This window comes from Arthrobacter oryzae (assembly GCF_003634095.1).
Taxonomy (GTDB): domain Bacteria; phylum Actinomycetota; class Actinomycetes; order Actinomycetales; family Micrococcaceae; genus Arthrobacter; species Arthrobacter oryzae.
Map to the genome: position 1 here is coordinate 83,963 of NZ_RBIR01000012.1, position 26,345 is coordinate 110,307.

Sequence of the window (26,345 nt, forward strand, 5' to 3'; positions counted from 1 at the left end):
GACTCAGTACGCCACCTGGAATCCGCCGAACTCCCCGGTGGCGGCCGAGACAGACTCCTGGACCTCCTCCACCCGGCCGGGCGCCTCCGGCGAGCGCAACCAGCGGCGCAACTCCAGCACCACGGGCTGCGGCCCCTCCGCCACGATGCCCACGGTGCCGTCGTCGTTGTTCCGGACCGTCCCGGTGAGTCCGAGTTCCTCCGCCTTCCGGACTGTCCAGTACCGGAAGCCGACGGCCTGGACCACACCGGAGACCCTCGCGTTCAGCCGCACCAGCTCACCGGTATCCGCGGAAAACTGCGCGTGGTGCTTGTCAGCCATGCTCCCAATGTAGCGCCCGGGCGGGCCCGCGGTCCGGTGTCATTTGCCCCACCGCAGTCCCGCAGGCCCAGCCCCACGCGTTCAGTCCTGCCCGTTCAGTCCTGCCCCTTCAGTCTCACCCGCCAGACATGACGGGACCTTTGACTCTTTTGTGCGCCCGCGGCCCCGGACAGGCTTGTGACTTGCACTGAAGCAGTTTGTCGAAGACCCGGCATCAGCACAAGAAAGTGCTCGTACCCCCAACCAGCAGCAACAGCTGCCAGATAAGGACATAACGATGGCTGGACAATTCGAAATCTTCACCGACGCGGAATCCAACGTCAGGTTCCGGCTCCTCGGCGCCGACGGGACCGTGTTGGCCATTTCCCGAGCATTCGACAACAAGAATCAGGCGGCGAACGGCATCATGGCCGTGCGCGAGTGCGCCGGCACCGGGCTGATCCGGGAGGCCCGCAGCAACCCGTGGACCGGGCAGCACGCCAGCAGGAACGCCTCGCCGTCGTCCGCGAGCCACCACCATCACCGGCACCTGCCCGCCGTCTAAAGCATGGCGGTGAGCTGAGCCAGCCCGCTAGCCGACAATGTCGTCGGCTAGCGGGCGACACCACCTCGGCTACTTCGGCTGCTTCGACCGCTTCGGCTACTTCGCCGGTTCCGACACCGCCGCGCCGGCGGGACGAAGCGACGTGATCATCTTCTTGACATCCTGATACTCGGCCGTGGTGGCGTACAGCTTTGCCTTCTCCAGATACGGCAGCCCCGGGTCCCCCGGCGTCGTGTTCGTCGCCGGGTCATAGACCTGGCCGAACAGCGCGCCGCTGGGCGGCCAGAGGAACAGCTGGAACATCGGACACGAAGTAGGTCCGGTCACCTCCGGCATCATCGTGATCCCGTACGACGCGATGGTGGGCGGCGAAGCTTTCGCCGCAGTGAAGTCACCGCGGCCCTCAAAGACGTAACGCGGCACGGCCTGATCCGCCACACCGGGCTCGGCGAGGGCCTGCATCGGCTGCGAATCGATGAGCACGTACGGCTGCTGGTCGCCGCATTCGGAGCCCGTGACGATGTTCGTGCGCAACGCCGCCATCGGCTTGCCTGCAGCATTCAGCACGTCCACGAACTCCCCGCCCAGCGGTGCCTCCCCGGCGGGGTCTTTGATGATCCACGCGGCCGGGTAGTCGAAACTCAGCGTCCCGTCCGACGTAGTGAACGTCTTCCAGCCGGGCGACGGCGGCGCCGACGTCGGTGCGTTTCCCGGCGTCGTGGTCCCCGGAGCAGTCCCGGATCCCGTCCCCGCTCCCGGGGATGTGTCCGACGGCGTTCCTGACTGCACTTCTGACGACGGAGGTCCCTGGGTTCCCGACGGTGTGTTTGCCGACGGCCCGGTTGCGGACGCTGTCCCCGGCGTCGTTGGCCCGGAGGTGACCGGCGGGGCCGCCGGCGACCCGCAGCCGGTCAGCAGCAGGCCCGCCAGAACCAGGACAGGGACAACCCGCGAACCGAATACGCGCCTTGCCTGTGCAGGAGCCGGGACCACTGCCAACCGTCCTCTCATCCGCGTTGCCATGAGCCGGGCCGCCCCTACTGCCCAACCGGACGCAGCGAGGTGATCATTTTCTTGATGTCCTGGTATTCGGCGGTCTCCAGGTAGGCCTCCGGGGTGTCGACGTGGGGCTGGTTGCCCGGGGTGGTGTCGAAGGGGTTGTAGACGCCGCCGAATGACGCTCCGCCGGGCGGCCAGGTGAAGAACTGGAAAATCGGGCAGGCGTCCCGCCCGGACGGCTTGGGCGCCGAACTGATGCCGTACGCCATGATGTTGGCCTTGGTGGGGTCCGTCTCCGCCGCATACAGCCGCAGCTCGAAGATGAAGTGCGGGATGACCCCCTGCTGCTCCAGGGCCGGAACGGGGTCGAGCTCGAGCACCGAGTACGGGATCCTCTGCCTGCATTCGGCGCCGGTGGCCACGTTGGTCCGCAGCGTGGCCAGTGACTTGCCGCCCGGGTTGAGGACCTCCAGGAACACCCCGCCGTTCGCGGCCTCCGCGCCGCGGTCCTTCACGGTCCACTCGGCGGGGTGATCGAACTGGAGCTTCCCGTCCGGGGTTTTGAGGGTCTGCCAGTTCACCGCTCTGGGCATGGACGTGACCGGTGCCGGAGGCGACTCAGTCATCGGGGCGTCGGCCCCGCCGCTGCTTGAGGGCGTCGGGACGTCGCTTAAGCCGGTGCCGGCGGGCGTCGGGACGTCGCCTCCGCCGCTGCCGGCGGGCGCGGACGTCAGCGGGGGCACGGTGGGCACGGCCGCCGTCGCCGTATCCGGACCAGCGCCCGTACCCGTGCCTGGTCCCGTGGCGGCTGGTGCCCCGCAGGCACCCAGCAATGCAGCCACCAGGAAACCGGCCGATACTGCCGGGCCGATCGGCCGGAGTCGACGCATGTCACCCTCCCCATGGGTCGCAAGTGGTTCGACCAGTCTGTTGGGTTCGGGCGCAGAAACCAGAGCCGAAAGTCCCAGGCTTGGGGACCCGCCCGTATCCGATTCCGCTGGCTCTCCACTGCCTGGAGCGGCGTGACAAGACCCACGTTGACTTTCAGCCGATTTCAGGTGGCACGCGGAAGCTTGCTAGAGCTTAACTAATGCAAGAATTCCTGACCCAAGCAATGCCGTTCCTGGCCATGGCCCTCGCCGTGGCTGCCGGGCTCGTGGTGTCCTGGCTGGTCCGCAAGATTGTGCTCCGGCTCAACCGCAGCAAGCCCGAACTCCGCGAGACCTCCCGCGTGGCCCGGCTTCCGTTGCGCTTGTCCTTGTGCCTGGTCGCCGTCCGGATCGCGCTGGCCACGTCCACCGGAAACTTCGAATGGCGCCACGGCCTGGACCACCTGCTGCTGATCGCGCTCATCGCTTCCCTGGGCTGGCTGGCCATCGCCATGCTGCTCATCGTCGAGTCGATGGTGCTGACCCGGTACCGGGTGGATGTCGCGGACAACCGACGTGCCCGGCGGCTGCGCACCCAGGTGATCCTGGCCCGGCGGATCGGCGTCGCCCTGATCGTGGTGGTGGCCCTGGGCAGCATGATGCTGACATTCCCCGCCGTCCGGGCCCTCGGCGCCGGGCTGCTGGCCTCCGCCGGCGTCATCTCGATCGTCGCCGGCCTCGCCGCACAGACCTCACTCGTCAACGTCTTCGCCGGCATCCAGCTTGCCTTCACGGACGCGATCCGGGTGGACGACGTGGTGGTGGTCCAGAAGGAGTGGGGCCGGATCGAGGAGATCACCCTGACCTACGTGGTGGTCCACATCTGGGACGACCGCCGGCTGATCCTGCCATCGACGTACTTCACCACCACCCCGTTTGAGAACTGGACCCGGCGGCAGTCCGAGGTGATGGGCACCGTGGAGTTCGACCTCGACTGGCGGGCACCGGTCGACGAGATGCGCACCGAGCTGAAGAAGGTCCTGGCCGAGACCCCGCTGTGGGACAAGCGCGTGGGGATTCTGCAGATCACGGACGCCACCGCAGGCTTTGTCCGGGTGCGCATCCTGGTCAGCGCCGCGGACAGCGCCTCCCTCTTCGACCTCCGCTGCCTGATCCGCGAGGAACTCGTGCTGTTCCTGCAGCGGAACCACCCGACGTCGCTCCCCCATGTGCGCCTCGAGTCGGTGCCTGCGGCGGCGTTCGCCTCCTCTGCCGCGTCCGACGCCGGGACTGGCCTTCAGGGATCGGGGACCCGCCGGCCGGGCAAGATTTCCGTTGCCGACGAGCACCCGCATCACCCGGATCCCCACGACTCCCAGCTGTTCACCGGCTCCATCGAGGCGATCCAGCGTTCCAAGGCCTTCTCTGGCCCCGGCGAGGATGTCTTCGAGGACCGCGATAACGCCATCGCCTCGCAGAACTAGCTCCGCCGGACTGTTCGAGCCGGACGTGCCCGGCTTACCCGGACCTACCGGGCCGGCCGCGGACCGGGCAGGTCTTCCCAGCCTCCACTAACTGGTCAATAATCAGACGTTGGCGGGACAGCATCAGCGTTGCCCCCGTAGTCTGCCGCAGCAGCTGAGGAGTCCAATGACGGTCGAACAGTCCCCCACGGAAACCCTGCAGGCGCCTGCCCGCGACTGGTTCCAGCGCGCCGTCGTCTATCAGATCTATCCGCGCAGTTTCGCCGACTCCAACGGCGACGGCGTCGGAGACCTCCGCGGCATCATCAGCAAGCTGGACTACCTCCACAAGCTGGGGGTCGACGTCGTCTGGCTGTCCCCGATCTACACCTCGCCGCAGGACGACAACGGCTACGACATCAGCGACTACCGCGACGTCGATCCGCTCTTCGGCACGCTCGAGGAACTCCGGGAACTCACCGACGGGCTGCACGCGCGCGGCATGAAGCTGGTGATGGACCTGGTGGTCAACCACACCTCGGACGAGCACCCCTGGTTCATCGAGTCCCGGTCTTCCAAGGACAACCCGAAGCGCGACTGGTACTGGTGGCGGCAACCGCGTGAGCCCGATGCCGGCGCCTCCCCGCGGCGCGGCGCGGAGCCGAACAACTGGGGCTCGGCCTTCTCCGGCCCCGCGTGGGAGTTCGACCAGGCCACCGGGGAGTACTACCTCCACATCTTCTCCAAGAAGCAGCCGGACCTGAACTGGGAAAACCCCGAGGTCCGGGCGGCGGTCTACGAGATGATGAACTGGTGGCTGGACCGCGGCGTGGACGGCTTCCGGATGGACGTCATCAACTTCATCTCCAAGGACACCTCCCTCCCGGACGGCCCGATCGCCGACGGCAAGCTCTTCGGCGACGGCACCCCGTTCTACATCGACGGGCCCCGCATGCACGAGTTCCTCCAGGAAATGCACCGGGAAGTCTTCGCCGGCCGCACCGGCGAGCTGCTCACCGTCGGCGAAATGCCCGGCGTGACCGTCGAGGACGCCGTCCTCTTCACCGACCCCGCCCGGGCCGAGGTGGACATGGTCTTCCAGTTCGAGCACGTGGCCCTGGACCAGGAAAACGGCGACAAATGGCGCCCCAAGAAACTCCAGCTCACCGAGCTGAAGGAGACCCTGGGCCGCTGGCAGGAAGGCCTCGCCGAGACCGGCTGGAACAGCCTCTACTGGGGCAACCACGACCAGGCCCGCGCCGTGTCCCGCTTCGGCGACGACAGCCCGCAGTACCGCGAGCTCTCCGCCAAGATGCTCGCCGGGATCCTGCACCTGCACCGCGGCACCCCCTACGTCTACCAGGGCGAGGAACTGGGCATGACCAACATGAGCTTCGGGGCGATCAGCGACTACCGCGACATCGAGGTCCTCAACCACCACCGCGAGGCCACCGCCCACCTCGGCCACACCGACGCCGAGGTCCTCGCCGCCCTCGCACCGCTGAACCGGGACAACGCCCGCACCCCGGTCCAGTGGGACGCCTCCCGGCACGCCGGCTTCACCACCGGCGCACCCTGGATCGCCGTCAACCCCAACGCCAACCACATCAACGCCGCCGCCCAGGTGGACGATCCGGACTCGGTCTACAGCTTTTACCGCCAGGTCATCGCGCTGCGGCACGCGGAGCCGGTGGTCTCGCACGGGGACTTCACCATGCTCCTGCCCGATGACCCCCACGTCTACGCCTTCACCCGGGCCCTGGCCGGCACCACGCTGCTGGTGCTCGGCAACTTTTCGGGCACCCAGCAGGACGTGACGCTCGACGGCGACGCACTGGTTGACTGGGGCAGCGCGGAACTGGTCCTGGGAAACTACCCCGCCGATTCCGGGGCGCCCCGACTGCACCTCCGCCCTTGGGAGCTGAAGGTCCTGCGCGGCGGAGTGGCGCGGCCGGACCGGTAGACCGCGCAGGATCCCCACGGCGCACGAACCACACGGCCCACGAACCACACGGCGCACGATCCGCAAGATTTTCCACATAGAGGAAGGGAGCCCGGCATGACCATCCCACCGACACCCGAACCCGATCCGTTTCCGCCGGAACCCGGGCCCACCGCCCCGCCGCCGGAACCCGGAGACCCGTTCCCGCCGGAGCCCGGTCCGGTCACCCCGCCGCCGGTTCCGGGACCCGAGCCGGTGCCCGGGCCAGCGCCCACGCCTTCCCCGGCCCCGGGTCCGTTCCCGACGCCCAATCCCCTGCCGATTCCAGACCCGGGCCCAGTGCCGCCGCGGCCCGACCCGACCCGGTTTTGAGCCTTCGCCGCCTCTAAGAGCAACGCGGGGTCACTTACGGCCCATTCCGGGGCACGACATGGGCCGTAAGTGACCCCGCGTTGGTTGTTCGAGGCGCTACGGCCGGACCCGCGCTATGGTCCTCCGGGGCTTTGACCACCGTCAGGTTCGTCAGGTTCGTCAGGTTCGTCAGGTGCCAGGATGCGCAAAACTGCCCGCGACGCGCAAAGGACCCTTCGACACCGGAATTCCGGTATCGAAGGGTCCTTTGCGCGTCGGCAGAAAGCTTGGGCGTCGCTCCTTACGGCAGGAGGATGTCCCGGGTGCGGTGATCGTACTGGATGACCAGGGGGCCGCCGCCGTGGTGTACCTCGTGGTTGGGGCCATCGAACACGCCGAACGCACCGTAGTTTTCGTCCCAGGAACGGTTCAGGGCGATCTTGAAGGAGTAGAAGCCGGCCGGAATGTCCGCGGCAATCTTCCAAAGCTGGTCCACCTGGTCCAGTTCCATCTGGACTTCGTCATACTGCGGCGCCCAGTTGGCGGGCGCGCCCAGCAGGATGTCGAAGTCGCCGGCCACCGCGACGGCTTCCGGCTGCTCGATGGTTTCGACGCTGACTGCGGGCGCCGCCGGAGCCTCCGCCCCGGATTCCGCCGCCGCCTCGGCCTTGGCGGCGGGCTTGCGCTTCCGCACGGCCTTGGCGACGGGAGCGACGGCCTCCTCGATGAGCTTGGCGGCCTTGCCCGCAACCTTGCCCGTTTTCGACGGCGCTTCCTCGGCCTTGGCGGCAGGCTTTGCCTTGGCAGGCTTGACTGCGGGAGCAGACGGCAGCGGGGTGCCGGCCGGAACCGGGGTGCCGGCGTCGAGCGCTGCACTGAAGGCAGCGGGATCGGCGAAAGCAACCGTGGCGCGCTGGCCGTCGTCGGTGATGGACCAGCCGGAGCGGCCCTTGACCAGCCAGCCAGCCTTGACCAGCTTTGCCGTGGCGGTGGTCAGCGTCTTGTGGCCGCGGGGAATGCCGCCGCTGAGGAGTTCGCGTTCGTGGTCGTTGAGGGGCACCCGTGCGATTGCCTCGCCGAGCACGGCCCCGGCGTTCAGCTTCTCGCCGGTCCATCCCTCCTCTGTCAGCACATCCAGCACGGCCTTCAGCCGAAGGTTGGTGTTTTCCGCGGTGTTCGCGCCCATGGGTCTCCTTTAGAAGCAATTGATCCACCTGCATTTTGCCAAGGAATCATTGGTTTTTGCGAGCCGGATCGGTTAACTCTATGTGTCGTGACCCACTATGACAGCGTGGGCGGGAGCGCGGGAAGGACCAACTCACCGCTACCCGTCAGTAGAAAAACAACGCGGGGTCACTTACGGCCCATGGAAGACCATGGGACCGGCCGTAAGTGACCCCGCGTGGCTTCGGAGGTCAGTCCCCGACGCTCCAATCGGCCCCGGTGAGCGCGATGTAGGCCTCGACGGCGGCATCGAGGGTCGGATAGAAATGGTGCGGATCGATCTCTTGTTTGAGCCCGTAGAGGTCGATCTTCTCCCGGACCAGGTGTTTGAGCTCGGCGAAGACCAGTGAGGTGCCCTGCGCGTCCAGCTCACGGTCCAATTCGATCAGCACGTCGGCGGCCGTGGTGTCCACATCCGTGATCGGCTCGGCCGCAAGCAGGATCCACCGTGGCTTGGGTTCGGCCCTGGCCAGGTGACGAATGTTGTCCCGGAACGGCTTGACGTTGGCGAAGAAGATCGGGGCGTCCCAACGGTAGATCACCAGGCCAGGAAGGTGCTTCGCGTCCGGGTGGAAGTTCACGTCGTGGAACCCCTCGTAGCCCGGAACCCGCCCGATCACCGTCTCATACGGCCACCACGACCTGCGGAACACGTTGAGAATCGACAGTCCCACGGCAATGCCAATGCCGGGCAGCACTCCGAGGAAAGCAACCCCGAGGAAGGCTGCGAGCGAGAGGCTGACCTCGGACTTGCTCTGGCGCCAGAGACGCACCGTCCCGGGCACGTCGGCCAGGGAAACGGACGCCGTGATCACCACGGCCGCCAAGGCCGGTTGCGGCAGGTTCCGGAACAGCCCGGGAAGCAGCACGAGCATGAGCAGGACCAGCAGGGCACCTGTCACGCCCGTGAGCTGGCTCTTGGAGCCGGAACGTTCCGCGACGGCGGTCCGGGAGCCGCTGGTGCTGACGGGGAAGCCTTGGAAGAAGCCCGCGGCCAGGTTCGCGGCACCGATGCCGATCATCTCCTGGTTGCCATGAACCTCCTGGCCGGAACGCACCGCGAACGCCGTCGAATTCGAGATCGTGTCCGTCAGGGACACCAGCGCAATACCCAAAGCACCGGCGAACATCAGTCCGATGTCCGCGAGATCAACATGGGGGATCGTAAACGGGGGGAAGCCTTGCGGGAGTTCCCCGACCAAAGAGACGCCCCGGGCGGCGAGGTCGAAGATCGTCGACGCCGCGATCGCGAGGACCACCATGACGAGCACCGCAGGGACCTTGGGCAGCCACTGTTGCAGGGCCAGTATCAGCACGATTCCGGTGATGCCGACTGCTGCGGCGGCGGCCACCGCTTCGCCGTTGGCCACGCCCTGTACGAAGCCGACCAAGTCGCCGACAAAGCTTTCGCTGCTCACTTTGAATCCGAAGAGCTTTGGGAGCTGACCCACCAGGATGGTGAGCGCCAGGCCGTTCATGTAGCCGATCATCGTGGGTTTGGAGATGAGGTCGGCGATGAAGCCGAACTTGGCCACCGAGGCGAGGACCATGATGAGGCCGACCATGATCGAGAGCATCGACGCCAGCGCCACCGCCTTCACAGGGTCCCCGCCTGACCCGACGAGCGGCAAGACGGTGGCCGCGATCATCGGACCGAGCGCAGAGTCCGGGCCCAGCACTAAGACACGGGACGGACCGAAGACCGCATAGGCCAGCAGGCACAGGATGGTGGTGTAGAGCCCCGTAATCGTCGGCAGCCCTGCCAGCTCCGCGTAGGCCATGCCCTGGGGAACGAGCAACGTCGCCAGGACGACTCCGGCGACGACGTCCTTGCCGAACCACTCCCTCTGATAGGTGGCGGCGGCGTCAATCCCCGGCATCACCTGGCGCAGCGAGTCCTTGCGCCGCCGTCCGGTCTTCGTCATAGCTGCACTCTGCCGCCAGAGGCTGGCCGACGCATCCCCCGGCGAGGGTGAACCGTCTCAGCGGCGGACGTGGGCCGGCGCATGGACTTTGGGCAGAAGGTGCAACGCGGGGTCACTTACGGCCCATGTCGTGCCCCGTGACGGGCTGCAAGTGACTCCGCGTTGCTTGTCAGCGGGTTCCCGGACGCGGGGAGCTCCGGTTGCGTCGGTCGTTGTGCCCCCGGGCCGATGGGCCTAGAGTGGCGGTCTGCCCCCAAACGTTCGTATCGAGGAGATATCTATGGAAACCCGCACGCTCGGTTCACTCACCGTCTCGGCCCTCGGATTGGGCTGCATGGGCATGAGCGAGTTCTACGGCCAAGCCGAGGAAAACGAGTCCATCGCCACCATCCATGCCTTTCTCGACGCCGGCGGAAGCCTGCTCGACACCGCGGACATGTACGGCCCGTTCACGAACGAAATGCTCGTCGGCCGGGCCATCGCCGGGCGGCGCGACGACGTCGTCCTGGCCACCAAGTTCGGCAACGAACGCCGGCCCGACGGGTCCTGGGTGGGCATCAACGGCTCCCCCGAGTACGTGCGCGCCGCCTGCGACGCCAGCCTGCAGCGGCTGGGAGTGGACCACATCGACCTGTACTACCAGCACCGGGTGGACAAGACCGTCCCCATCGAGGACACCGTCGGAGCCATGGCCGAGCTGGTGCAGGCCGGCAAAGTCCGGCACCTTGGCCTGTCCGAGGCCAGCGCCGACACCATTCGCCGGGCCCACGCCGTGCACCCGATCACCGCCCTGCAGACCGAATACTCGCTGTGGGAGCGCGAGCCGGAGACCAAGGTCTTCCCGGTCCTCGCGGAACTGGGCATCGGTTTTGTCCCCTACAGCCCGCTGGGTCGCGGCTTCCTGACCGGCCAGTTCCGGAGCCCGGATGACTTCCCGGAGGACGATTTCCGCCGGCACTCCCCGCGCTTCCAAGGCGAGAACTTCACCCGCAACCTCCAACTCGTGGACCGGGTCAAGGAGCTGGCGGACGCGAAGGGCTGCACCCCCGGGCAACTGGCACTGGCCTGGCTGCTGGCCCAGGGCGAGCACATCGTTCCCATCCCGGGCACCAAGAAGGTCAACCGGCTGCGCGAGAACCTGGGCGCAGCCGACGTCGAGCTCTCCGCCGAGGACCTGACCCGTCTGGACGAACTCGCTCCGGCCGGCGTGGCAGCCGGGGCGCGGTACCCGCACATGGACTCGATCGACGTCTAACCGGCCGTTAGGAAAAGCAACGCGGGGTCACTTACGGCCCATCCGGAGCCTCCGGACAGGCCGTAAGTGACCCCGCGTTGCTTGGGTGGTTAGTGGCCGGAGGCGGCGAGTTCGGCCAGGAGTTCGGCCTTGCGTTCCTCGCTGGCAAAGGAGGAACGGATCGAGTTCGCGGCCATCCGAACGCAATCGAACTCGGAGAGGCCGATCACCGATTTCAGCTGCGCGAAGTTGTCATCCACGTAGCCGCCGAAATACGCGGGGTCGTCCGAGTTCACGCACACGTTCAGGCCCGCCGCCAGCATCGCCGGCAGCGGGTGCTCGGCCAGGGTGTCGACGGCCCGGAGCCGGACGTTGGACAGCGGGCACACCGTCAGCGGCATGAGCTCGTCCACCAGCCGTTCCACCAGCTCCGGATCTTCCATGCAACGGATGCCGTGGTCGATCCGCTCCACCTCCAGGATGTCCAGCGCGTCGATGATGTACGACGGCGGGCCCTCCTCGCCGGCGTGCGCGATCCGGTGCAGCCCGGCCTCCTTGGCCCGGGCGAAGAGCCGCTCGAACTTGGCCGGCGGGTTGCCCACCTCGGCGGAATCGAGGCCGATGCCGGCAATCGGGGCGTCCATGGCGATCAGCTTCTCCAGCACCTCAAGCGCGGATTCCTCGGTGAGGTCGCGCAGGAAGGCCGCGATCAGCAGGGTGGAGATCCCGAACTCTTCGAGGGATCCGGCCAGCACCGAGGCCACCCCGTTGACACAGGTCTCCAGCGATATTCCGCGGGACAGGTGTGCCTGCGGGTCCAGCATGATCTCCGCATGCCTGACCCCGGCGAGCGCAGCCCGGCTCAAGTAGGCCCGGGTCATGTCCGCGAAGTCCTGTTCCGTCTGCAGCACCGCCATGTTGGCGTAGTACAGATCCAGGAATGACTGCAGGTCCGTGAACTCATACCGCGAGCGCAGCTCGTCCAGGTCAGCGTAAGGCAACTGGATCCCGTTGCGTTCGGCCAGCGCGAAGATCAGTTCCGGCTCGAGCGTTCCCTCGATGTGCAGGTGCAGTTCGGCCACCGGGAGCGAGAGGACGCCCTGGGGGACCTCGGCAAAATCGGGGGCCTCGCCGGTGTCGAAGCCATTGTCAGGGCCGGACGCGTCGTTTGCGGCCACTGTGTTCGTGCCGGTGCCGGAGTTCGTGCCGGCGCCGGTGGGGGTGCCTGTGCCGGTGTTGGTACCGGTGGTGGTGCCGGCCTCGTTGGTTTCCATTCGGTAAGGATATGCCCGGTGCTGCGGGGAGCGGATAGAGTCGAATCAATGCAAAATACACAGCATGCTTCCGATTTGCCGCTCCCGATCGTCCCGGATCTCGCTTCAGGGAGCCCCACAGACGGGTTTGTCCGGGTACGCGGCGCACGGGAGAACAACCTGCGCAACGTGGACGTGGACGTGCCCCGCGACGCGATCGTGGCCTTCACGGGAGTCTCCGGATCGGGCAAGTCGTCCCTGGCGTTCGGCACCATCTACGCCGAGGCCCAGCGCCGCTACTTCGAATCCGTTGCCCCCTACGCGCGCCGCCTCATCCAGCAGGGGCACAATCCCAAGGTGGAAATGATCACCGGGCTGCCGCCCGCCGTCGCGCTCCAGCAGCGCCGCGGAACACCGAGTTCGCGCTCCACGGTGGGCACGCTCACCACACTGTCCAACTCGCTGCGCATGCTCTTCTCCCGCGCCGGCAGTTACCCGGACGGCGCCAGTCCGCTGGATTCTGACGCGTTTTCGCCGAACACGGCTGCCGGCGCATGCCCCGAGTGCCATGGCCTGGGGATCGCGCACACGGTCACCGAGTCCTCCCTGGTCCCGGACACCTCGCTGAGCATCCGCGACGGCGCCATCGCCGCCTGGCCCGGCGCGTGGCAGGGCAAGAACCTGCGCGACATCCTCACCCACCTAGGCCACGACGTCGACACCCCCTGGCGGAAGCTCCCCCGCAAAGACCGCGACTGGATCCTCTTCACCGAAGAACAGCCCGTGGTGGAGGTGACGCCCCAGCGCGACCGCGTCGCCAAGCCCTACAAGGGCCGGTTCTGGAGCGCGAAAAGCTACGTGCTGCATACCTTGGCCGATTCCAAGAGCACCACCATGCGCGAGAAGGTGCTGCGGTTCATGGAAACCGGCCCGTGCCCGGTCTGTGGCGGCAGCGGCCTGACGCCCGCTGCGCTGGCGGTGACCTTTGCGGGACGGACCATCGCGGACCTCAATGCCGTCCCGATGGCCGAACTGGCGGACATCATCCGCCCCACTACCGAGCTCACGGAGGCCGGGACCGCCTCCCGCAAACAGTCCTCCGGCGAGGGCAACGAGGTGGCCGTCGCCATCACCCGGGACCTCCTGCAGCGCGTCACCGTGCTATTGGACCTGGGCCTGGGCTACCTGGCCCTTGGCCGGTCCACACCCACGCTCTCCCCCGGCGAAATGCAGCGGCTGCGGATCGCCACCCAGCTCCGCTCCGGGCTGTTCGGCGTGATCTACGTGCTGGACGAGCCCTCCGCCGGCCTGCACCCCGCCGACGCCGAGCCCCTCCTTGCGGTCCTGGACCAGCTCAAGTCCTCCGGCAACTCGGTGTTCGTGGTGGAGCACAACATGGACATCGTCCGCCGCGCGGACTGGCTGGTGGACGTGGGGCCGCGCGCCGGTGAAGGCGGCGGCGACGTGCTCTACAGCGGGCCCGTGGCCGGCCTCGCCGGGGTGGAAGCCTCCGTCACCCGGCCGTTCCTGTTCCCGAACGGGCCGGCTGACGTTCCGGAAAACACGGACGACGGCGGTGCTCGCGACGGTTCGGACGCTGGCGCGGACGACGGCACGGCCGGCAAGGCTGGCGCGGCTGGCGGCAAGGCTGGCGGCGGCCGCCGCGAGGCCGCCGACTGGCTGGAATTGCGGGACATCAGCAGGCACAACCTGCGTGAACTCGACGCCGACTTCCCGCTGGGCGTGCTGACAGCGGTCACGGGCGTCTCCGGCTCCGGCAAGTCCACGCTGGTCAGCCAGGTCCTGGCCGAAGTGGTGGGCGCCCGGCTCCATCCGGAAGCCGACACTGCGGCAGCCGACTCTGGCGCGAAAGCCCTCGAGGATCTGGAGGCCGAGGCCGGCGAGGCCGCCGGGCCGCTCAGCGTCGGCCCGCTCAGCGTCGGCCCGGTCACCGGGCTGGACCAACTCGACCGGCTGGTCAAGGTGGACCAGAAGCCGATCGGCCGCACCCCGCGTTCCAACCTGGCCACCTACACCGGCCTGTTTGACGCGGTACGCAAGGAATTCGCCGCCACCGACGAGGCCAAGGCGCGGGGCTTCGGCGCCGGGCGCTTCTCGTTCAACGTGGCCGGCGGCCGCTGCGAGACCTGCCAGGGCGAGGGCTTCGTGGCCGTGGAGCTGTTGTTCCTGCCCGGCAGTTACGGCCCGTGCCCCGAATGTGACGGCTCGCGCTACAACCCGGAAACCCTCGAAGTCACCTATCGCGGCAAGAACGTGGCCGAGGTGCTGGGCATGACCGTCAACGCGGCCGCGGAGTTCCTGGAGCAGGTGCCGGCGGCGGCGCGCAGCCTACAGACCCTGCGCGAGGTGGGCCTAGGCTATCTGCGCCTCGGTCAGCCGGCCACCGAGCTCTCCGGCGGCGAGGCCCAGCGCATCAAGCTCGCCACCGAACTGCAGCGCGCCCAGCGGGGCCACTCCCTCTACCTGCTGGACGAGCCCACCACCGGGCTGCACCCTGCCGACGTCGAACTCCTCATGGCGCAGCTGCACCGGCTGGTGGACGCGGGCAACACCGTCATTGTGGTCGAACACGACATGGATGTGGTGGCCGCCGCGGACTGGGTGATCGACCTCGGCCCGGCCGGTGGCGACGCCGGCGGACGGATCGTGGCAACCGGGACCCCAGCCGCCGTCGCGCGTTCGACGACGAGCCGAACGGCCCCCTACCTCGCGGCGATGCTCAAAAGCTGACGCCCGCCAGCATGTTCACGCGGGTCCGCGGCCGGCCCGGGCAGCGGCCCTATGATAACCGCAGAAGCGCCCAAAAATAACGACTTGATAACGGGCCGGACCTGACTTAGCCTATTGTGCAATGCCCGCAACCGGGCAGTGCATGCCCGGTGCTACCACCACCAGATACTGCCCGACCGGTAGACACCGCATATGACCTCTATTGTCAGGGGCGGGCAGTGGCGCCATAACGTCCGGGGACGGACCGAGCGCTGGTGGCCCTCAGGAGCATCTGAAACATGAAGAAATCCACCTACAGCACTGCCGCGCGCCGCGGCATCACCCTGGCGGCCGTTTCGCTTGCCGCCGTCGCGATGTCCGCAACTTCGGCTAACGCCGCCGCCCCGGCGACAACCCCCGCCTCCACTTGGGACTCACTGGCCCAATGCGAAAGTGGCGGCAACTGGGCCACCAACACGGGAAACGGCTACTCCGGCGGCCTGCAATTCAGCCAAAGCACGTGGGCGGCGAATGGCGGCACGGGGTCCGCGGCTTCTGCCAGCCGTGAACAACAGATCGCCGTCGCCCAGAAGATACAGGCAAGTCAGGGATGGGGCGCGTGGCCGGCCTGCGCTGCGAAGCTGGGCCTGAGCGGCGGTGCCGCGGCCCCGCAGAGCACAACCCCCTCGCCGCAGGCCGCCGCGGTTCCCGTCCGTCAGGCTGTCCCCGTGCAGGCTGTCCCCGCGGCCGCCGTCCAGGTCCCGCGCCACGTTGCACCGGTGTCAGTGAGCGGCCAGACCTACACCATCCGGAGCGGAGAAACCCTCAGCACGATCGCCGCCAAGCTCAACATCAGCGGCGGCTGGCAGTCGCTGGCCGACGCGAACGCGGCGACCATCAGCAACCCCAACCTGGTGTTCCCGGGCCAGGTGCTGCAGCTCCCCGGATAGGGCTGTTACAGCACTGCCTCACACAGGCAGTAGGGCGTAAACACCACGACGCCGGAGCGATCCCGCAAGGGGACGCTCCGGCGTCGTGCTGCTTAGGTGAGGCGCGCTGTTTCGGTGAGGGGTGCGGGCTCAGGCGGCCTGCGGGAGTTCGCGGACAATCCGGACTTTCCACGCGGCGTCGTCGCTCGTATCCAGCAGCGCCACGGTGCCCATGGCCAGGTGCAGGGCCACCCGCTTTGCGGCGAGCAGCTCAAGGTAGAGGCTCTCGTTCATCCGGGCCGGGGCGTCGATGACGTACTTCACGGCGTCGCGGACCTTGCGGTAGTTGTCGCTCCGCTCCCGGCTCAGGTGCAGTTCCAGCATGCGGCGCTGGCGGATCCGCGGCTCGTGCCGGTTCAGCCAGGACACTGCTGCGTGGACCGCCACCACCAGAGCGAGTGAGACCGCGTAGATCCACCAGCCTTTGTTGAGCAGGAAGAGAGGCAGGTTGGCGATCGCCACAACGGCGATACAGAGGCGCAGCGCCAGTATCCGGCGCATGGTCAGGGCCACCGATGCCATGGCGGCGCGGAACCCGTGCTGTTCCTTGCGGGCTGCCACGGGATCGAGGATGACTTCCTCGAGCACCAAAATACCGTTCGCTTCCGGTCCGAGCAGCTGTCCATATTTCGGTACAAACGGCTCAACAAGGGCTGGATTCATGGCGTGTCCTCCGGGCGGCATTAGTGGGGTCCTGCTATATTACGCCCCGTCGTAATGAACTGTCTGCTTCGTTCCAAAATGTGAAGATGGGCACGCGAGGTCCCCAGCAATTGGCGCATTTGGTCTGTGGCCTCAAACTGGAAAGATGCAGACTTTCCTCCCCTTCCCCGATTTCCAGCAGAGCGCCGCGGTTTTGGACCGCGAGCGGCTCGGCAAGCAGCGCGTTGAAGCGCTGCAGATCCTGCGTGCGCTGGTGATCCCGGAGTACGGCTGGCAGTCGCACCCGGCTATCCGGATGTGGATGGGCTACGTGCCGGCGCTCACCATGTATGGCTTGACCATGGTGGATGAATGGACGGCCCGCGGCGGCGAGGACACCACGCGCGAAAAGATTCTGGAGTTCGCCCCGCAGGCGGCCCACCCCGATTACGCCGCCAAGATCCCGATGCCACCGTGGCTGGGCAACGCTGATCTGCACCTCAGCCACCGGTCCCGGCTCGTGGCCAAGGACCCGCGGTTCTACGCCAAGGTCTTCCCGGGCACCGATCCGGACCTGGAGTACGTCTGGCCCGAGCCGAAGCACGAGCTCCTGCCGGAAGATCCGGCTGGAGAGCGCATGTGGGTATTGCGCCTGCCGCTCGGCGACACCGAGCCCCAACAGCTGAAGACCGTCAGCCTGCCGCCCGTGGGACGCGCCAAGGCCGCGACGGACGACGACTACCAGTTCGTCTACGCCGAATCGGGCTCACGCCGCCCGGCCAAGGTGCGCAAGCTCCCGCCGAAGCAGCTCGTCAAGAAGCCCACCCGCAAGCGCCAGCAGCAGGAAGAGGCGTTCACCACCCTTCCCGGCAACTCCGTGGTGGCCATCCCGGTCAATGGCGGGACCTCCTTTGCGATCGGCAAGGTCCTGGGCCGACCAATTACCGTGGACGGCCAGTTCGCCCGCAACTTCCAGGTGGACGAGATCGTGGACCGCTCGGCCTTCGATTACCCGGCACTGCTGCAGGACCCGCGGGCCTTCTTCCCGATTCCGGCGCGATAGCGGCACGCCGCCAGCCTGCCCGGCGCCGGCTCCCGGCGCCGGCGCAGTTCAGCAGGTGACCGCTTGCTGCAGCGCCGGCCCGGTCCACGAACCCACGGCCGCGGAGAGCGTGAAGGTGTAGGTTCCCTTGCCGCTGCCCTTGCTGAGCAGCGTCATCCCCTGCGAAGTATCCCCGTCAGCGATGGCGGCCACGGCTGTGGGGCCGGTGGGAGAACTGAGCGTCGCGGTGTAACCCGTTGCTCGGTCGACGGCGGCAAAGCCCGTGAAACTGATGGATGCGCCCTTTTTCCCCTGGATGGTGGTGCACACCAAGGTGCCGTTGATGGATGCCGGGGCCGGGACCGTGTACGTTCCAACGTTCAGGGACGCGGTGGTCCTGGCCGTAAACGCGGCAAGAGCCAACCCGGGGGCGCCGAGCACCAAGCCCACGGCCAAGGGGATGGCCAGCAGCCCGCGCCGATGTACCAGCCGTGCGGGCGAGACCCGCGAGGCTGCCGCAAAGGGCTTGGCGAGGTTCACTGGTGGCGCTTTCTGTCCGGGCAGGTGATCTGGTGGCTTCAACTCTGTCAGCCGAGCTTCAACCCAGAGCCGGGTTAAACTTCAACATTTGCTCAAGAAAAGCGTGTTAGCCTGAATCGAAACTGTGACGCATGAGGTTTGCGTCACATTGTGTGGCGCAGGGGGTGGCTGTGACACGCGGGTCTCCTGTTTAGAAGCTGGGATTATGGTCAATTCACCGAATCAGCTCAGAGCTGTGGTTGTAGACGACGACGGCGATGTCCGTCTGCTCCTTCGCCGGACCTTGGAGATGCAGGGCTTCGCCGTTTTTGAGGCTGCTTCCGGGGCCGAAGCCCTCGTCAACATCCAGGAACACCGGCCGGACCTTGTGACGCTGGATCTGAACCTGCCCGACTTGGATGGCGTTGAAGTGTGCCGCCGGCTGCGCAAATTTTCCGATGCCTACGTCGTCATGCTCACGGCACGGTCCGATGAAATCGACGAGTTGATGGGCCTGGAGATCGGCGCCGACGACTTCATCGGCAAACCCTTCAGCCCCCGCTCCGTCCAGGCGCGGGTGACAGCCGTGATGCGGCGCCACCGTCCCACCCCGCAACGCCCCACCCCGCGGCGACGCGCCACCGATTTCATGCCGGTCGCGCCCGGAAACTCATCGTCTGGATCCCCCGGATCAACTGCCGAGCTGCCGGACATTCCGCGGCGCCGGGCGGACGACGTCGTGCCCGGAGCGGGTAACACCACCCTCCCACTGACTGCTCCCCCTCAGGCCGAGCCACGACGACGCCGGGCGGGCGACCTCGTGCCCGTCCCGCCAGAGCCTGCCGGCACACCGTCGCGCCAGGCCGCCATGGCGGCCGGCGCCGGCATCCACCCCGATGCTTGCGGCGTCGTCCGCCACGGTCCGTTGATTGTCGAGGCGGAAGGCCGGGCGGCCTCCATTGACGGCGTCGAACTGGAGCTGACGCGCACGGAATTCGATCTGCTGGAAGCGCTGGCCGGCGCGCCGCGGCGGGTGTGGACCCGGAAGGCCCTCCTGGTCAAGGTATGGGGCACCGAGTGGCCCATGGATGAACACCTCGTGGAAGTGCATATCGGCAACCTGCGCAAGAAGCTCGGCGACAAAGGCCGCGAACCGCGGTTCATCCGCACGGTACGAGGCGTTGGCTACCGGATGGCACCGGCAGAAGGGGTGGGATAACTGACCGCGTCGCCGTCGGCCCCCGCCTCGGCCGAATCCACAGTGGTCCGGCAGTCGAGACTCGCGGAGTACGGGCTGCCTCGCCTCGAACCCATCCCCGCGACTGCCGGCACGCGGGCTCCAGATGCGCGGGCCCAGCTGCAAAAGCTGCTGGCCTTGGCCACTGCAACCACAGGTATCCCGTTCGGCGCGGTCAACATCATCACCGAAGATCAGCAGCATCACATTGCCGCAGTTGGCATGGACCCCGGCATTTGTTCCCGCGAAGATTCGTTGTGCAGCCGGGTCTTCCTCAGCGGCAGGACCACCGTGGTGCCCGACGCTTCGCAGGACCCGCTGTTCCGGGACCACCCCTTTGTCACGGGCCACGTCGCCGCCATCCGGTTCTACGCTTCGGTCCCGCTCGCCACGGCCGATGGGTTCGTGCTGGGGTCCCTGTGCGTCTTTTCGCCGGCACCCGCGGAACTCGCTGCCGCGCAGCAGTCGGCGCTGGAGATCATCGCCTCGCAGGTGGTGGAGGTGCTCGAACTACACCACCATGCCCGGATGCTCGCCCGGGCCCTGGACGAGGCACGCATCAGCAACGAGCTGCTGGAAGCGTTCACTGCCCGCATCAGCCATGATCTGCGTAACCCGCTGACCAGCATCATCGGCTTCACCGAACTTGGCGAAATGCAAGGCGCCGCGGACGCGGACGACGTCCGCCTCATTGGCAGGACCTCACGCCGGATGCTGGCCATGGTGGACGATCTGCTGTCCTTTTCCCGGATCGGTGGAGCGCTCCGCCGCCAGCCGGTGTCCCTCGCGGCCCTGGTGGGCGCCGTCGAGGAGGACCTCACGGCGGTCCTGAAGGACAGCGGGGCGGACATCCAGGTTTCGGATGCGGTCCTGCAGGCCGACGGCGAGCAGCTGCGCATCCTGCTGCAAAACCTGATCCACAATGCCGTGGCTTACTCCCGGCCCGGCGTCCCGCCGAGAATTCTGGTCACGGCCGAGGAATCTCCCGGCACCATAGAGGTCCGGCTGACGGACAACGGCAAGGGCATTCCCGCCGAAGAGCGGATCCACGTCACTGAGCCGCTGGCCCGTTTGCACCGGGAGGACGATCCCCCGGGATCCGGTCTGGGGCTGGCAACATGCGTCCGGATCGCAAAGGCCCACGGCGGGCGGCTCAGCATCGGTTCGGCACCCGACGGCGGAACCACAGTGTCCGTTTGGCTCCCGGCCGTCACGAGCGGCATCCTCAGCAGCTGAAGAGTGCGCTCGCGTGCCGTGCGAAGTCCGCGGCGTTGGCGTCGAGGATCCCCGCGGCAGCCCGGGCCGCGCCCAGGTCACCGGCCCTAATGCTGTGCTCGACCGCCCGGCTGTGACCTTCCAGCTGAACCGCGCCGGCCGTCGCCGCCGACGTCGCCACGCTCAGGATCGCGGTTAACGCCCCTTCACTCTTGCCTTCCAGGAGGCTGCGGTGGACGCACGCCAGGCTGTCCGGCAGCCGTTGGAGGAAGCGGCTGACGAAGCCGACGGCGGTGGAACGCGATTCCAGTTCCGCAGCAAGCCTGTCGATCTGCCCGCTATCCAGGATGACGCCGTCGGCGATCACCTGCTCAATTCCGAACCGGTGCCAGGGGTTTCTTCCGTGCCCTCCGGGCCCTCCGCAACGCCCTCCGGGCCCTCCGCGGTGGGTGCTCCGGAGGCGGATTTCGTGGGCTTCCGCCAGATTGCCGTCAGCACGACGACAACCAGCAGGGCGGACGCGCCGTAGAGGAAGACGGACTGGAGCAACGGTTGACGCAGGGCCCTGATGACGTCGCCAAGATATGGCACTACGCCCGCCTGGGTGTAGACGTAGTCCTCGGACAGCACGGCAGTCCACGGATCTGCCCCGGCGTTGGCGTCGCCCTTGGTGGTCACAGACGTGGCGCCCGCGCCGTCGCGCTTGATGCTGGCTACCCGGTGGGTCTCAATCCGGTGATCATCAATCGGGATGCTGTAGGTGATGACGTCGCCAACCTTCAGCTCGGACACCGGCGTCTTCACGCTGACCACCACATCGCCCGGGTTGATCCCCGGCGCCATGCTCCCCGTGAGCATGGTGGACGTCTGGTAGTTCAGGAAGCGCGGCCCGACGGCGAGGAAGAGAAAAACCACTGCGGCAAAGATGAGGATGCTGGTGAAGACGGCTCGTCCGGCCACCGCGACCGTCTTGGACACCAGGCGTCGGGGGCGGTCGATACGGGCGGGGGTCGGTTCGGCCCGACGGCGTCCGTGGCCTTGGGGCGCAGGAGCTGTGACGGGACTGTCCAGGACGGCGCTTTCCTTGACGGGACCGTTCAGGAGGATGTCCTCCCGGGCGCCGTCAGCGGCCAAGGCGTGTTCGGTTGGTTCCGGGGAACTCAGCTTGATGACGGCACTCACGGGGTCGTTCCTCCTGCCGGTATGGATAGTGCGACTCACGCCAGGAGCTCAGTCCGGCCCAGCCCGGACTGAGCTCCTGGAAATCGCTACTTGCTTGCGCCGCCGGCGCGCTGGACGGCGTCGAATACAAAGCCGATGGTGCTGGTCAAGCCCTGGAACGTGTTGTCAGCGCTCGTGGGAACGGTGAGCGTGACGCGGAGGAAGTCGGTCTTCGTCGGGGCCACGGATGTGAGTCCAGTCAACGCCATCTTAGTTCCGACTACGGCACGTGAAACCAGGACCGGGGTGATCGCGCCCGAGCAGGTGTACGTGAAGGACGGGGACGCGCCCGCTTCTGTCCACGCCGTTGGGCAGGCGTCCACCTGCATCTGCAGGCCGTTGACGGCGTCAGTGTCGAGCTTGGAGGACGGTGCAGCCGCAGTCGTGAGGGTTACCGCGGTCAGGCTCTGGTCACCGGTGTTGGTCAGGGTGACCGCGCGCTGGACGGTGTCGCCCGGAATTGCGCCGGTGGCCGCAACGGTGAGTCGGTTGGCCGCGCCGGCAGTGCCCACATCGAACTTAACAGTGCCGGCATTGACAGTCGCGGAAGCCGAAGTGCTGGCGGTGAAGCCACCGTAGGTGCCCATGCCGGCTACGCCGGCAGCGGCGGCGAGGAGCGCGGCGGAGGCAAGGACCTTGCTGGACGTGGACTTGAGGCTGAGACCCATGAGTTATCCGTTTCGTGGAGCCGGCCGTGGCCGAGTGAAGTAGTTGTGTCCGCCAGCCCCTTGGCTGACCCGTACAACGATGCCCGGACACCTTCAAGGCAACGCTTCAGTGGGCAGCAAGATCACTTCAAGATTTGCTCAAGCCTGACCGCGGCGCCTCGTGAAGGCTGGCAGACTGGCCTAATGACTGTACTTCTGGCCGGTTGCGGCGATCTGGGCACCGAGGCCGGGCTGCGTTTCGCGGCTGCCGGCCACCGCGTGGTGGGGTGGCGCCGCTCGCCGGAAAAACTTCCGGCTGCCATCGAGGGCGTCGCCGCTGACTTGAGCTCAGGCGAGCTGCCACCGGTCCCGGCGGATACCACCGCCGTCGTGGTCGCTATTGCCGCGGACTCCCCCACGGAAGAGGCTTACCGGGCCGCCTACGTGGACGGTCTCGCCCACGTGCTGGACGCGGTTCTGGCATCCAGGGCCGGCGTCCGCCGGGTCTTGTTCGTCTCCTCGACCGCTGTCTATGGCGATGCCGGCGGCGGCTGGATTGATGAACGCACGACGCCGGAACCCGGCGGGTTCTCCGGCCGCATCATCCGCGAAGCCGAGGAGCTCCTTTACAGCCGATTGCGCGGCACCGGCATCACCCCGGTGGTGCTGCGGCTCGGAGGAATCTACGGCCCCGGCCGGACGCGCCTGATTGACCAGGTGCGCGGTGGAAGCGCGGTCATTCCGGCAGCATCGCGATTTACCAACCGCATCCACCGTGACGACGCGGCCGCCGCGATTGTCCACCTGTGCACCATGGACACGGTCCCCGGGCCCGTCTATCTGGGCGTCGACAACGAACCGGCGGAACTTGGCAATGTCCTCGGCTTTCTGGCGGCAGAGCTGGGACTCCCTGCGCCGGCGTCGGAATCCGACGCCGTGGCCGCGGCGCCGACGTCGAACGGGGGCGCGGGCGCCGGCGCGAGCGGCGCTGCGGGCAGCGGCGAACCGTCGCGCGGCGGCAACAAGCGAGTTAGCAACGCGCTGCTCCGCAGCACTGGCTTCGAGTTTCACTACCCGAGTTTCCGGGAAGGTTATCGGGCCATTCTGGCCGGCGTCGGCGTCCGGCATCCTTGAGCCCTGATATGAATTTCACCGCCCACTTCTCTGAGGGGAACTATGGATTTTCAACACGTTATTGAGTCGGTCGGTAGTTTCATGGACTTCGCCGGGGTGGCCGTCATGGTGCTCGGCGCGCTCATATCCATCCCCCTGGCGCTGCGCGGATACCAGCCCGAGCGCCTGCCGGCAGGCTCCGCGCCGCTTACCCTCTACCGCTCGTACCGGCAGTTGCTGGGCCGCTCCATCCTCCTTGGCCTGGAGCTGCTGGTCGCGGCCGACATCATCCGCTCAGTCGCCGTCACACCGACCTTCGAGGGTGTCGGAGTGCTGGGCATTATCGTGTTGATCCGGACCTTCTTGAGTTTCTCGCTCGAGCTGGAAATCACCGGACGTTGGCCCTGGCAGAGTCAGCGCGGCTCTGGCTCTGCCGCGACCAGCTGAAACCCTTCCGGGCGGCGGCCAGCTAGGCTCGCGGCATGACAGAAGCAGCGAATTCTCTCGTCCCCAAGGCCACCGAACTACTCCGGCTCCACCGGGCCCCCGAGGTCCTTCAGGTAATTAATGTTTGGGACGCAATCACGGCAAAAGTGGTTGCCGACGTTCCCGGGACCAAGGCTCTGGCCACGGCCAGTCACTCCATCGCTGCCTCCCGCGGCTATGAGGACGGCGAGAACATCCCGGTTGATGAGATGATCGCCGCCGTCGGTCTGATTGCTGCCGCCACGTCTCTGCCCGTCAGCGCGGACCTTGAATCCGGTTACGGGAACCCCGGCGAGACGGTGCGCAGGGCGATCGGCGTCGGGATTGTCGGAGCCAACATCGAAGATCAAATGCGTCCACTCGCCGATGCCGTTGACCAAATGAACGCTGCGATGCGCGCTGCCGATGCCGAGGGCATCGACTTCGTCCTCAACGCGCGCACCGACGCTTTCCTCAAGGCCGGCAGCCGCGATCCGGCCGCGGTTCGGGCCGAGGCCATCGAGCGCGGCCGCGCCTTCCTCGACGTCGGCGCTACCACGGTGTTTGTGCCGGGCCTTTTGGACGAGGCGACTGTCACTGCATTGGTGGATGGAATCGGCTGGAACAAGGTTTCGGTTATCAACGTGCCGGGGTCGCTTGCCCCGGCCAAACTGCAGGAGCTTGGCGTGGCCCGTATTTCCTACGGCCCGTGGACCCAGCGGGTGGCGCTGACGGCCCTGGCCGACGCGACGGCGGAGCTGCTGGCCGGCGGGGCACTCCCTGAAGGCACCCGGCCGCTGAATTAGGGCGCCTGTCAGGGGCCCGGCTCCGGCGCCCGGTCCGGGCCGTGGCGTCCGGAGGGCGGACCGCCCAAGTAGATCGACCGGTACCGCCTACCGAGAAGGGCACGATCTCATGGACCTGGATCCCTGGCCGGAGGCCCCGGACCTTCCCACCCCGATCATCATGGATCAGAGTTGGAGAGATGCGGTCTTCCTGCACTGGCGCATCCCGGAGCCGGTGGCGGCGTCGTTCATGCCGCCGGGCGTTGCTCCGGACAGCTTTGACGGGTCCGCTTGGGTGGGGCTGATCGGGTTCCGGATGCTGGGCGCGGGTTTGGGCCGTGGACCCGGCATTCCTTATTTCGGGAGTTTCAACGAAATCAATGTGCGCCTCTACTCCCGGGAACCGGATGGGACCCAGGGCGTGGTCTTCCTCAGCCTGGATGCCTCGCGGTTGGCCGTGGTGCTCGCTGCCCGGGCTGCCGGGATCCCCTATGTATGGTCGCGCGCGAGCTTCGTTCGTGGGGACCCCTTGCACCCTGCGGAGCCTGGCCGTCCGGCTTCCCCTGGTTCGGGGCGCACCTTCCGGGGCCGATTCCGGGACGGATTCCGGGACGGATTCCGGGACGGCACAGCGGGCACGGCAGCGACGCCTGACGTCGCCGCCGGGCACGTTGTGAGTAGCGACGTCCGGGCTGGTCTGACGACCGGATACTCCGTTCGGCGGTTCCGGGGAGCCAGGAGCGATTTCGCCGTCGTCCCCGAGTTCGACGTCGAAGCGGCGGACCCGCTGTCGGTCCACCTGACAGCCCGGTTCGGTCTGCATTCCCGGTTCAGGGGCAGAACGCTTTACATTCCCAACACGCATAGCGCGTGGCCGCTGTACCGTGCGCGACTCACTCTTCTGGAGGATCAGCTGGTCCGTGCTGCGGGAATCGAGGTCCCGGGTCTTCCCGAGTCTGTGCTCTTCTCGCCCGGAGTCCGCACGCAGTTTGGCCGGCCGAGGGTCCTGGGCCGCGCCGTCTAAATACGGTCCGATCGTTCTCCGGCTGGCACTGGGGTGTGGGCGGCCTGGGGGGCTCGGTGCCGGGTAAGAATGTCGTACCTGGTGGCTAGGTTTGAATCATGGAAGCCGCAAGGGATTTCATTCCGTTCGGGGACGACGGGCAGGGCACCGGCCCGGCCCGGGCATCCGGGGTGGACGTCGCCTTGGCCGCGCTCCGGGCCGCGGGTGCGACGGCGGAGGACGCGGCGTCCTGGGATTTCCGGGCCGCGTCGGATTTCGCCGGGCGGGTCGAGGAGCTCTCGCGCTGGGTGGAGTATCAGCAGCTGGTGGCGGCCGCCGCGGTGGACCGGACCCGGACACAAACCACCCCGGCCGCCGGGACGGCGGCCACGTCGTGGACCACGGGCTGGCGCGAGGAGACCGCATCTGCCGCGGTTACCGCCGGTCGTATGTCCGGTGCGGCTGAGGGCGGTGCAGCCGGAACCGGCGGCGTGTACGGTTCCGTGGCGGCGGGCGGTCCGGGTGGTCCGGGGTCGGTGGATGACGGGTACCGGAACACGGTGGAATTCCTGCGGGCGCGGCTGCTGATCGGCGCGGGCGAGGCCCGGCGCC

24 protein-coding genes and 1 pseudogene are annotated in these 26,345 nt (G+C 67.4%); 14 read left to right on the plus strand and 11 right to left on the minus strand.

The window, feature by feature from the left end; all coding sequences use genetic code 11:
- Positions 1–3: 3 nt before the first annotated feature.
- Positions 4–321, minus strand: a complete 318-nt coding sequence (locus C8D78_RS18630) for an acylphosphatase (protein WP_120955352.1) — start codon at positions 319–321, stop codon at positions 4–6.
- A 277-nt stretch (positions 322–598) separates the two neighbouring features.
- Here C8D78_RS18630 and C8D78_RS18635 point away from each other — a divergent pair, with 277 nt between their 5' ends.
- Positions 599–865 carry a YegP family protein gene (locus C8D78_RS18635; protein WP_120955353.1) on the plus strand — a complete coding sequence of 89 codons (267 nt, stop codon included), beginning with the start codon at positions 599–601 and terminating at the stop codon, positions 863–865.
- A gap of 96 nt (positions 866–961) precedes the next feature.
- Here the strand turns inward: C8D78_RS18635 and C8D78_RS20025 are convergent, their stop codons facing one another.
- On the minus strand, positions 962–1,438 hold the full coding sequence (locus tag C8D78_RS20025) for a hypothetical protein (protein ID WP_244208495.1): 477 nt from the start codon (positions 1,436–1,438) through the stop codon (positions 962–964).
- 464 nt (positions 1,439–1,902) lie between these two features.
- The gene (locus tag C8D78_RS18645; protein ID WP_147429667.1) at positions 1,903–2,754 is read right to left on the minus strand and encodes a hypothetical protein; all 852 of its coding nucleotides are present in this window, start codon (positions 2,752–2,754) and stop codon (positions 1,903–1,905) included.
- Between the two features lie 200 nt (positions 2,755–2,954).
- Between C8D78_RS18645 and C8D78_RS18650 the strand changes: the two genes are divergently transcribed.
- Complete coding sequence (locus tag C8D78_RS18650; RefSeq protein ID WP_208642010.1) at positions 2,955–4,217, plus strand: mechanosensitive ion channel family protein; 1,263 nt, start codon at positions 2,955–2,957, stop codon at positions 4,215–4,217.
- A 166-nt stretch (positions 4,218–4,383) separates the two neighbouring features.
- A complete protein-coding gene (locus tag C8D78_RS18655) occupies positions 4,384–6,159 on the plus strand; it encodes a glycoside hydrolase family 13 protein (protein WP_120955356.1) in 1,776 nt (591 codons plus the stop codon).
- A 631-nt stretch (positions 6,160–6,790) separates the two neighbouring features.
- Here the strand turns inward: C8D78_RS18655 and C8D78_RS18660 are convergent.
- On the minus strand, positions 6,791–7,675 hold the full coding sequence (locus C8D78_RS18660; protein ID WP_120955357.1) for a pullulanase X25 domain-containing protein: 885 nt from the start codon (positions 7,673–7,675) through the stop codon (positions 6,791–6,793).
- 229 nt (positions 7,676–7,904) lie between these two features.
- A complete protein-coding gene (locus C8D78_RS18665) occupies positions 7,905–9,638 on the minus strand; it encodes a SulP family inorganic anion transporter (protein WP_120955358.1) in 1,734 nt (577 codons plus the stop codon).
- A 280-nt stretch (positions 9,639–9,918) separates the two neighbouring features.
- Between C8D78_RS18665 and C8D78_RS18670 the strand changes: the two genes are divergently transcribed.
- Entirely contained in the window at positions 9,919–10,893 is a 975-nt protein-coding gene (locus tag C8D78_RS18670; RefSeq protein WP_120955359.1) for an aldo/keto reductase, read from the plus strand.
- 89 nt (positions 10,894–10,982) lie between these two features.
- On the opposite strand, the gene C8D78_RS18675 is transcribed toward C8D78_RS18670, so the two are convergent.
- A complete protein-coding gene (locus C8D78_RS18675; protein WP_244208496.1) occupies positions 10,983–12,146 on the minus strand; it encodes an adenosine deaminase in 1,164 nt (387 codons plus the stop codon).
- Positions 12,147–12,194: 48 nt separating this feature from the next.
- On the opposite strand from C8D78_RS18675, the gene C8D78_RS18680 reads away from it, so the two are divergent.
- Both C8D78_RS18680 and C8D78_RS18685 read left to right on the plus strand, forming a co-directional pair.
- Positions 12,195–14,876 (plus strand): excinuclease ABC subunit UvrA, encoded by a 2,682-nt coding sequence (locus C8D78_RS18680; protein ID WP_120955360.1) that lies wholly within the window; start codon positions 12,195–12,197, stop codon positions 14,874–14,876.
- A gap of 278 nt (positions 14,877–15,154) precedes the next feature.
- The gene (locus C8D78_RS18685) at positions 15,155–15,805 is read left to right on the plus strand and encodes a LysM peptidoglycan-binding domain-containing protein (RefSeq protein ID WP_120955361.1); all 651 of its coding nucleotides are present in this window, start codon (positions 15,155–15,157) and stop codon (positions 15,803–15,805) included.
- 129 nt (positions 15,806–15,934) lie between these two features.
- On the opposite strand, the gene C8D78_RS18690 is transcribed toward C8D78_RS18685, so the two are convergent.
- Entirely contained in the window at positions 15,935–16,507 is a 573-nt protein-coding gene (locus tag C8D78_RS18690) for a hypothetical protein (protein ID WP_120955362.1), read from the minus strand.
- Positions 16,508–16,652: 145 nt separating this feature from the next.
- On the opposite strand from C8D78_RS18690, the gene C8D78_RS18695 reads away from it, so the two are divergent.
- Positions 16,653–17,549 carry an MSMEG_6728 family protein gene (locus C8D78_RS18695; protein ID WP_120955363.1) on the plus strand — a complete coding sequence of 299 codons (897 nt, stop codon included), beginning with the start codon at positions 16,653–16,655 and terminating at the stop codon, positions 17,547–17,549.
- 48 nt (positions 17,550–17,597) lie between these two features.
- Here the strand turns inward: C8D78_RS18695 and C8D78_RS18700 are convergent, their stop codons facing one another.
- Positions 17,598–18,068 carry a hypothetical protein gene (locus C8D78_RS18700; RefSeq protein WP_120955364.1) on the minus strand — a complete coding sequence of 157 codons (471 nt, stop codon included), beginning with the start codon at positions 18,066–18,068 and terminating at the stop codon, positions 17,598–17,600.
- A gap of 235 nt (positions 18,069–18,303) precedes the next feature.
- Here C8D78_RS18700 and C8D78_RS18705 point away from each other — a divergent pair, with 235 nt between their 5' ends.
- Both C8D78_RS18705 and C8D78_RS18710 read left to right on the plus strand, forming a co-directional pair.
- Positions 18,304–19,266 (plus strand): response regulator transcription factor, encoded by a 963-nt coding sequence (locus tag C8D78_RS18705; protein ID WP_244208497.1) that lies wholly within the window; start codon positions 18,304–18,306, stop codon positions 19,264–19,266.
- Between the two features lie 42 nt (positions 19,267–19,308).
- A complete protein-coding gene (locus tag C8D78_RS18710; protein WP_279629538.1) occupies positions 19,309–20,520 on the plus strand; it encodes a sensor histidine kinase in 1,212 nt (403 codons plus the stop codon).
- On the opposite strand, the gene C8D78_RS18715 is transcribed toward C8D78_RS18710, so the two are convergent.
- The 3 genes from C8D78_RS18715 to C8D78_RS18725 all read right to left on the minus strand — a co-directional run bounded on the left by C8D78_RS18715 (position 20,510) and on the right by C8D78_RS18725 (position 22,388).
- Positions 20,510–20,866, minus strand: a complete 357-nt coding sequence (locus C8D78_RS18715; protein WP_120955366.1) for a hypothetical protein — start codon at positions 20,864–20,866, stop codon at positions 20,510–20,512. The two genes, C8D78_RS18710 and C8D78_RS18715, sit on opposite strands and share 11 nt — an antisense overlap.
- Positions 20,863–21,681 (minus strand): signal peptidase I, encoded by an 819-nt coding sequence (locus C8D78_RS18720; protein WP_244208499.1) that lies wholly within the window; start codon positions 21,679–21,681, stop codon positions 20,863–20,865. The genes C8D78_RS18715 and C8D78_RS18720 overlap by 4 nt, the downstream gene beginning before the upstream one ends.
- An 86-nt stretch (positions 21,682–21,767) precedes the next feature.
- Positions 21,768–22,388 (minus strand): TasA family protein, encoded by a 621-nt coding sequence (locus C8D78_RS18725; protein WP_120955367.1) that lies wholly within the window; start codon positions 22,386–22,388, stop codon positions 21,768–21,770.
- Positions 22,389–22,571: 183 nt separating this feature from the next.
- Between C8D78_RS18725 and C8D78_RS18730 the strand changes: the two genes are divergently transcribed.
- The 5 genes and pseudogenes from C8D78_RS18730 to C8D78_RS18750 form a co-directional block, all read left to right on the plus strand.
- Positions 22,572–23,501 (plus strand): SDR family oxidoreductase, encoded by a 930-nt coding sequence (locus tag C8D78_RS18730; protein ID WP_120955368.1) that lies wholly within the window; start codon positions 22,572–22,574, stop codon positions 23,499–23,501.
- Between the two features lie 42 nt (positions 23,502–23,543).
- On the plus strand, positions 23,544–23,927 hold the full coding sequence (locus C8D78_RS18735) for a DUF1622 domain-containing protein (RefSeq protein WP_120955369.1): 384 nt from the start codon (positions 23,544–23,546) through the stop codon (positions 23,925–23,927).
- A gap of 35 nt (positions 23,928–23,962) precedes the next feature.
- Positions 23,963–24,751, plus strand: coding sequence for an isocitrate lyase/PEP mutase family protein (locus tag C8D78_RS18740; RefSeq protein WP_120955370.1), 789 nt, complete (start codon positions 23,963–23,965; stop codon positions 24,749–24,751).
- Between the two features lie 109 nt (positions 24,752–24,860).
- Complete coding sequence (locus tag C8D78_RS18745; protein ID WP_120955371.1) at positions 24,861–25,754, plus strand: YqjF family protein; 894 nt, start codon at positions 24,861–24,863, stop codon at positions 25,752–25,754.
- 98 nt (positions 25,755–25,852) lie between these two features.
- Positions 25,853–26,345 (plus strand): annotated as a pseudogene (locus C8D78_RS18750) (HNH endonuclease signature motif containing protein); the annotation flags it as partial.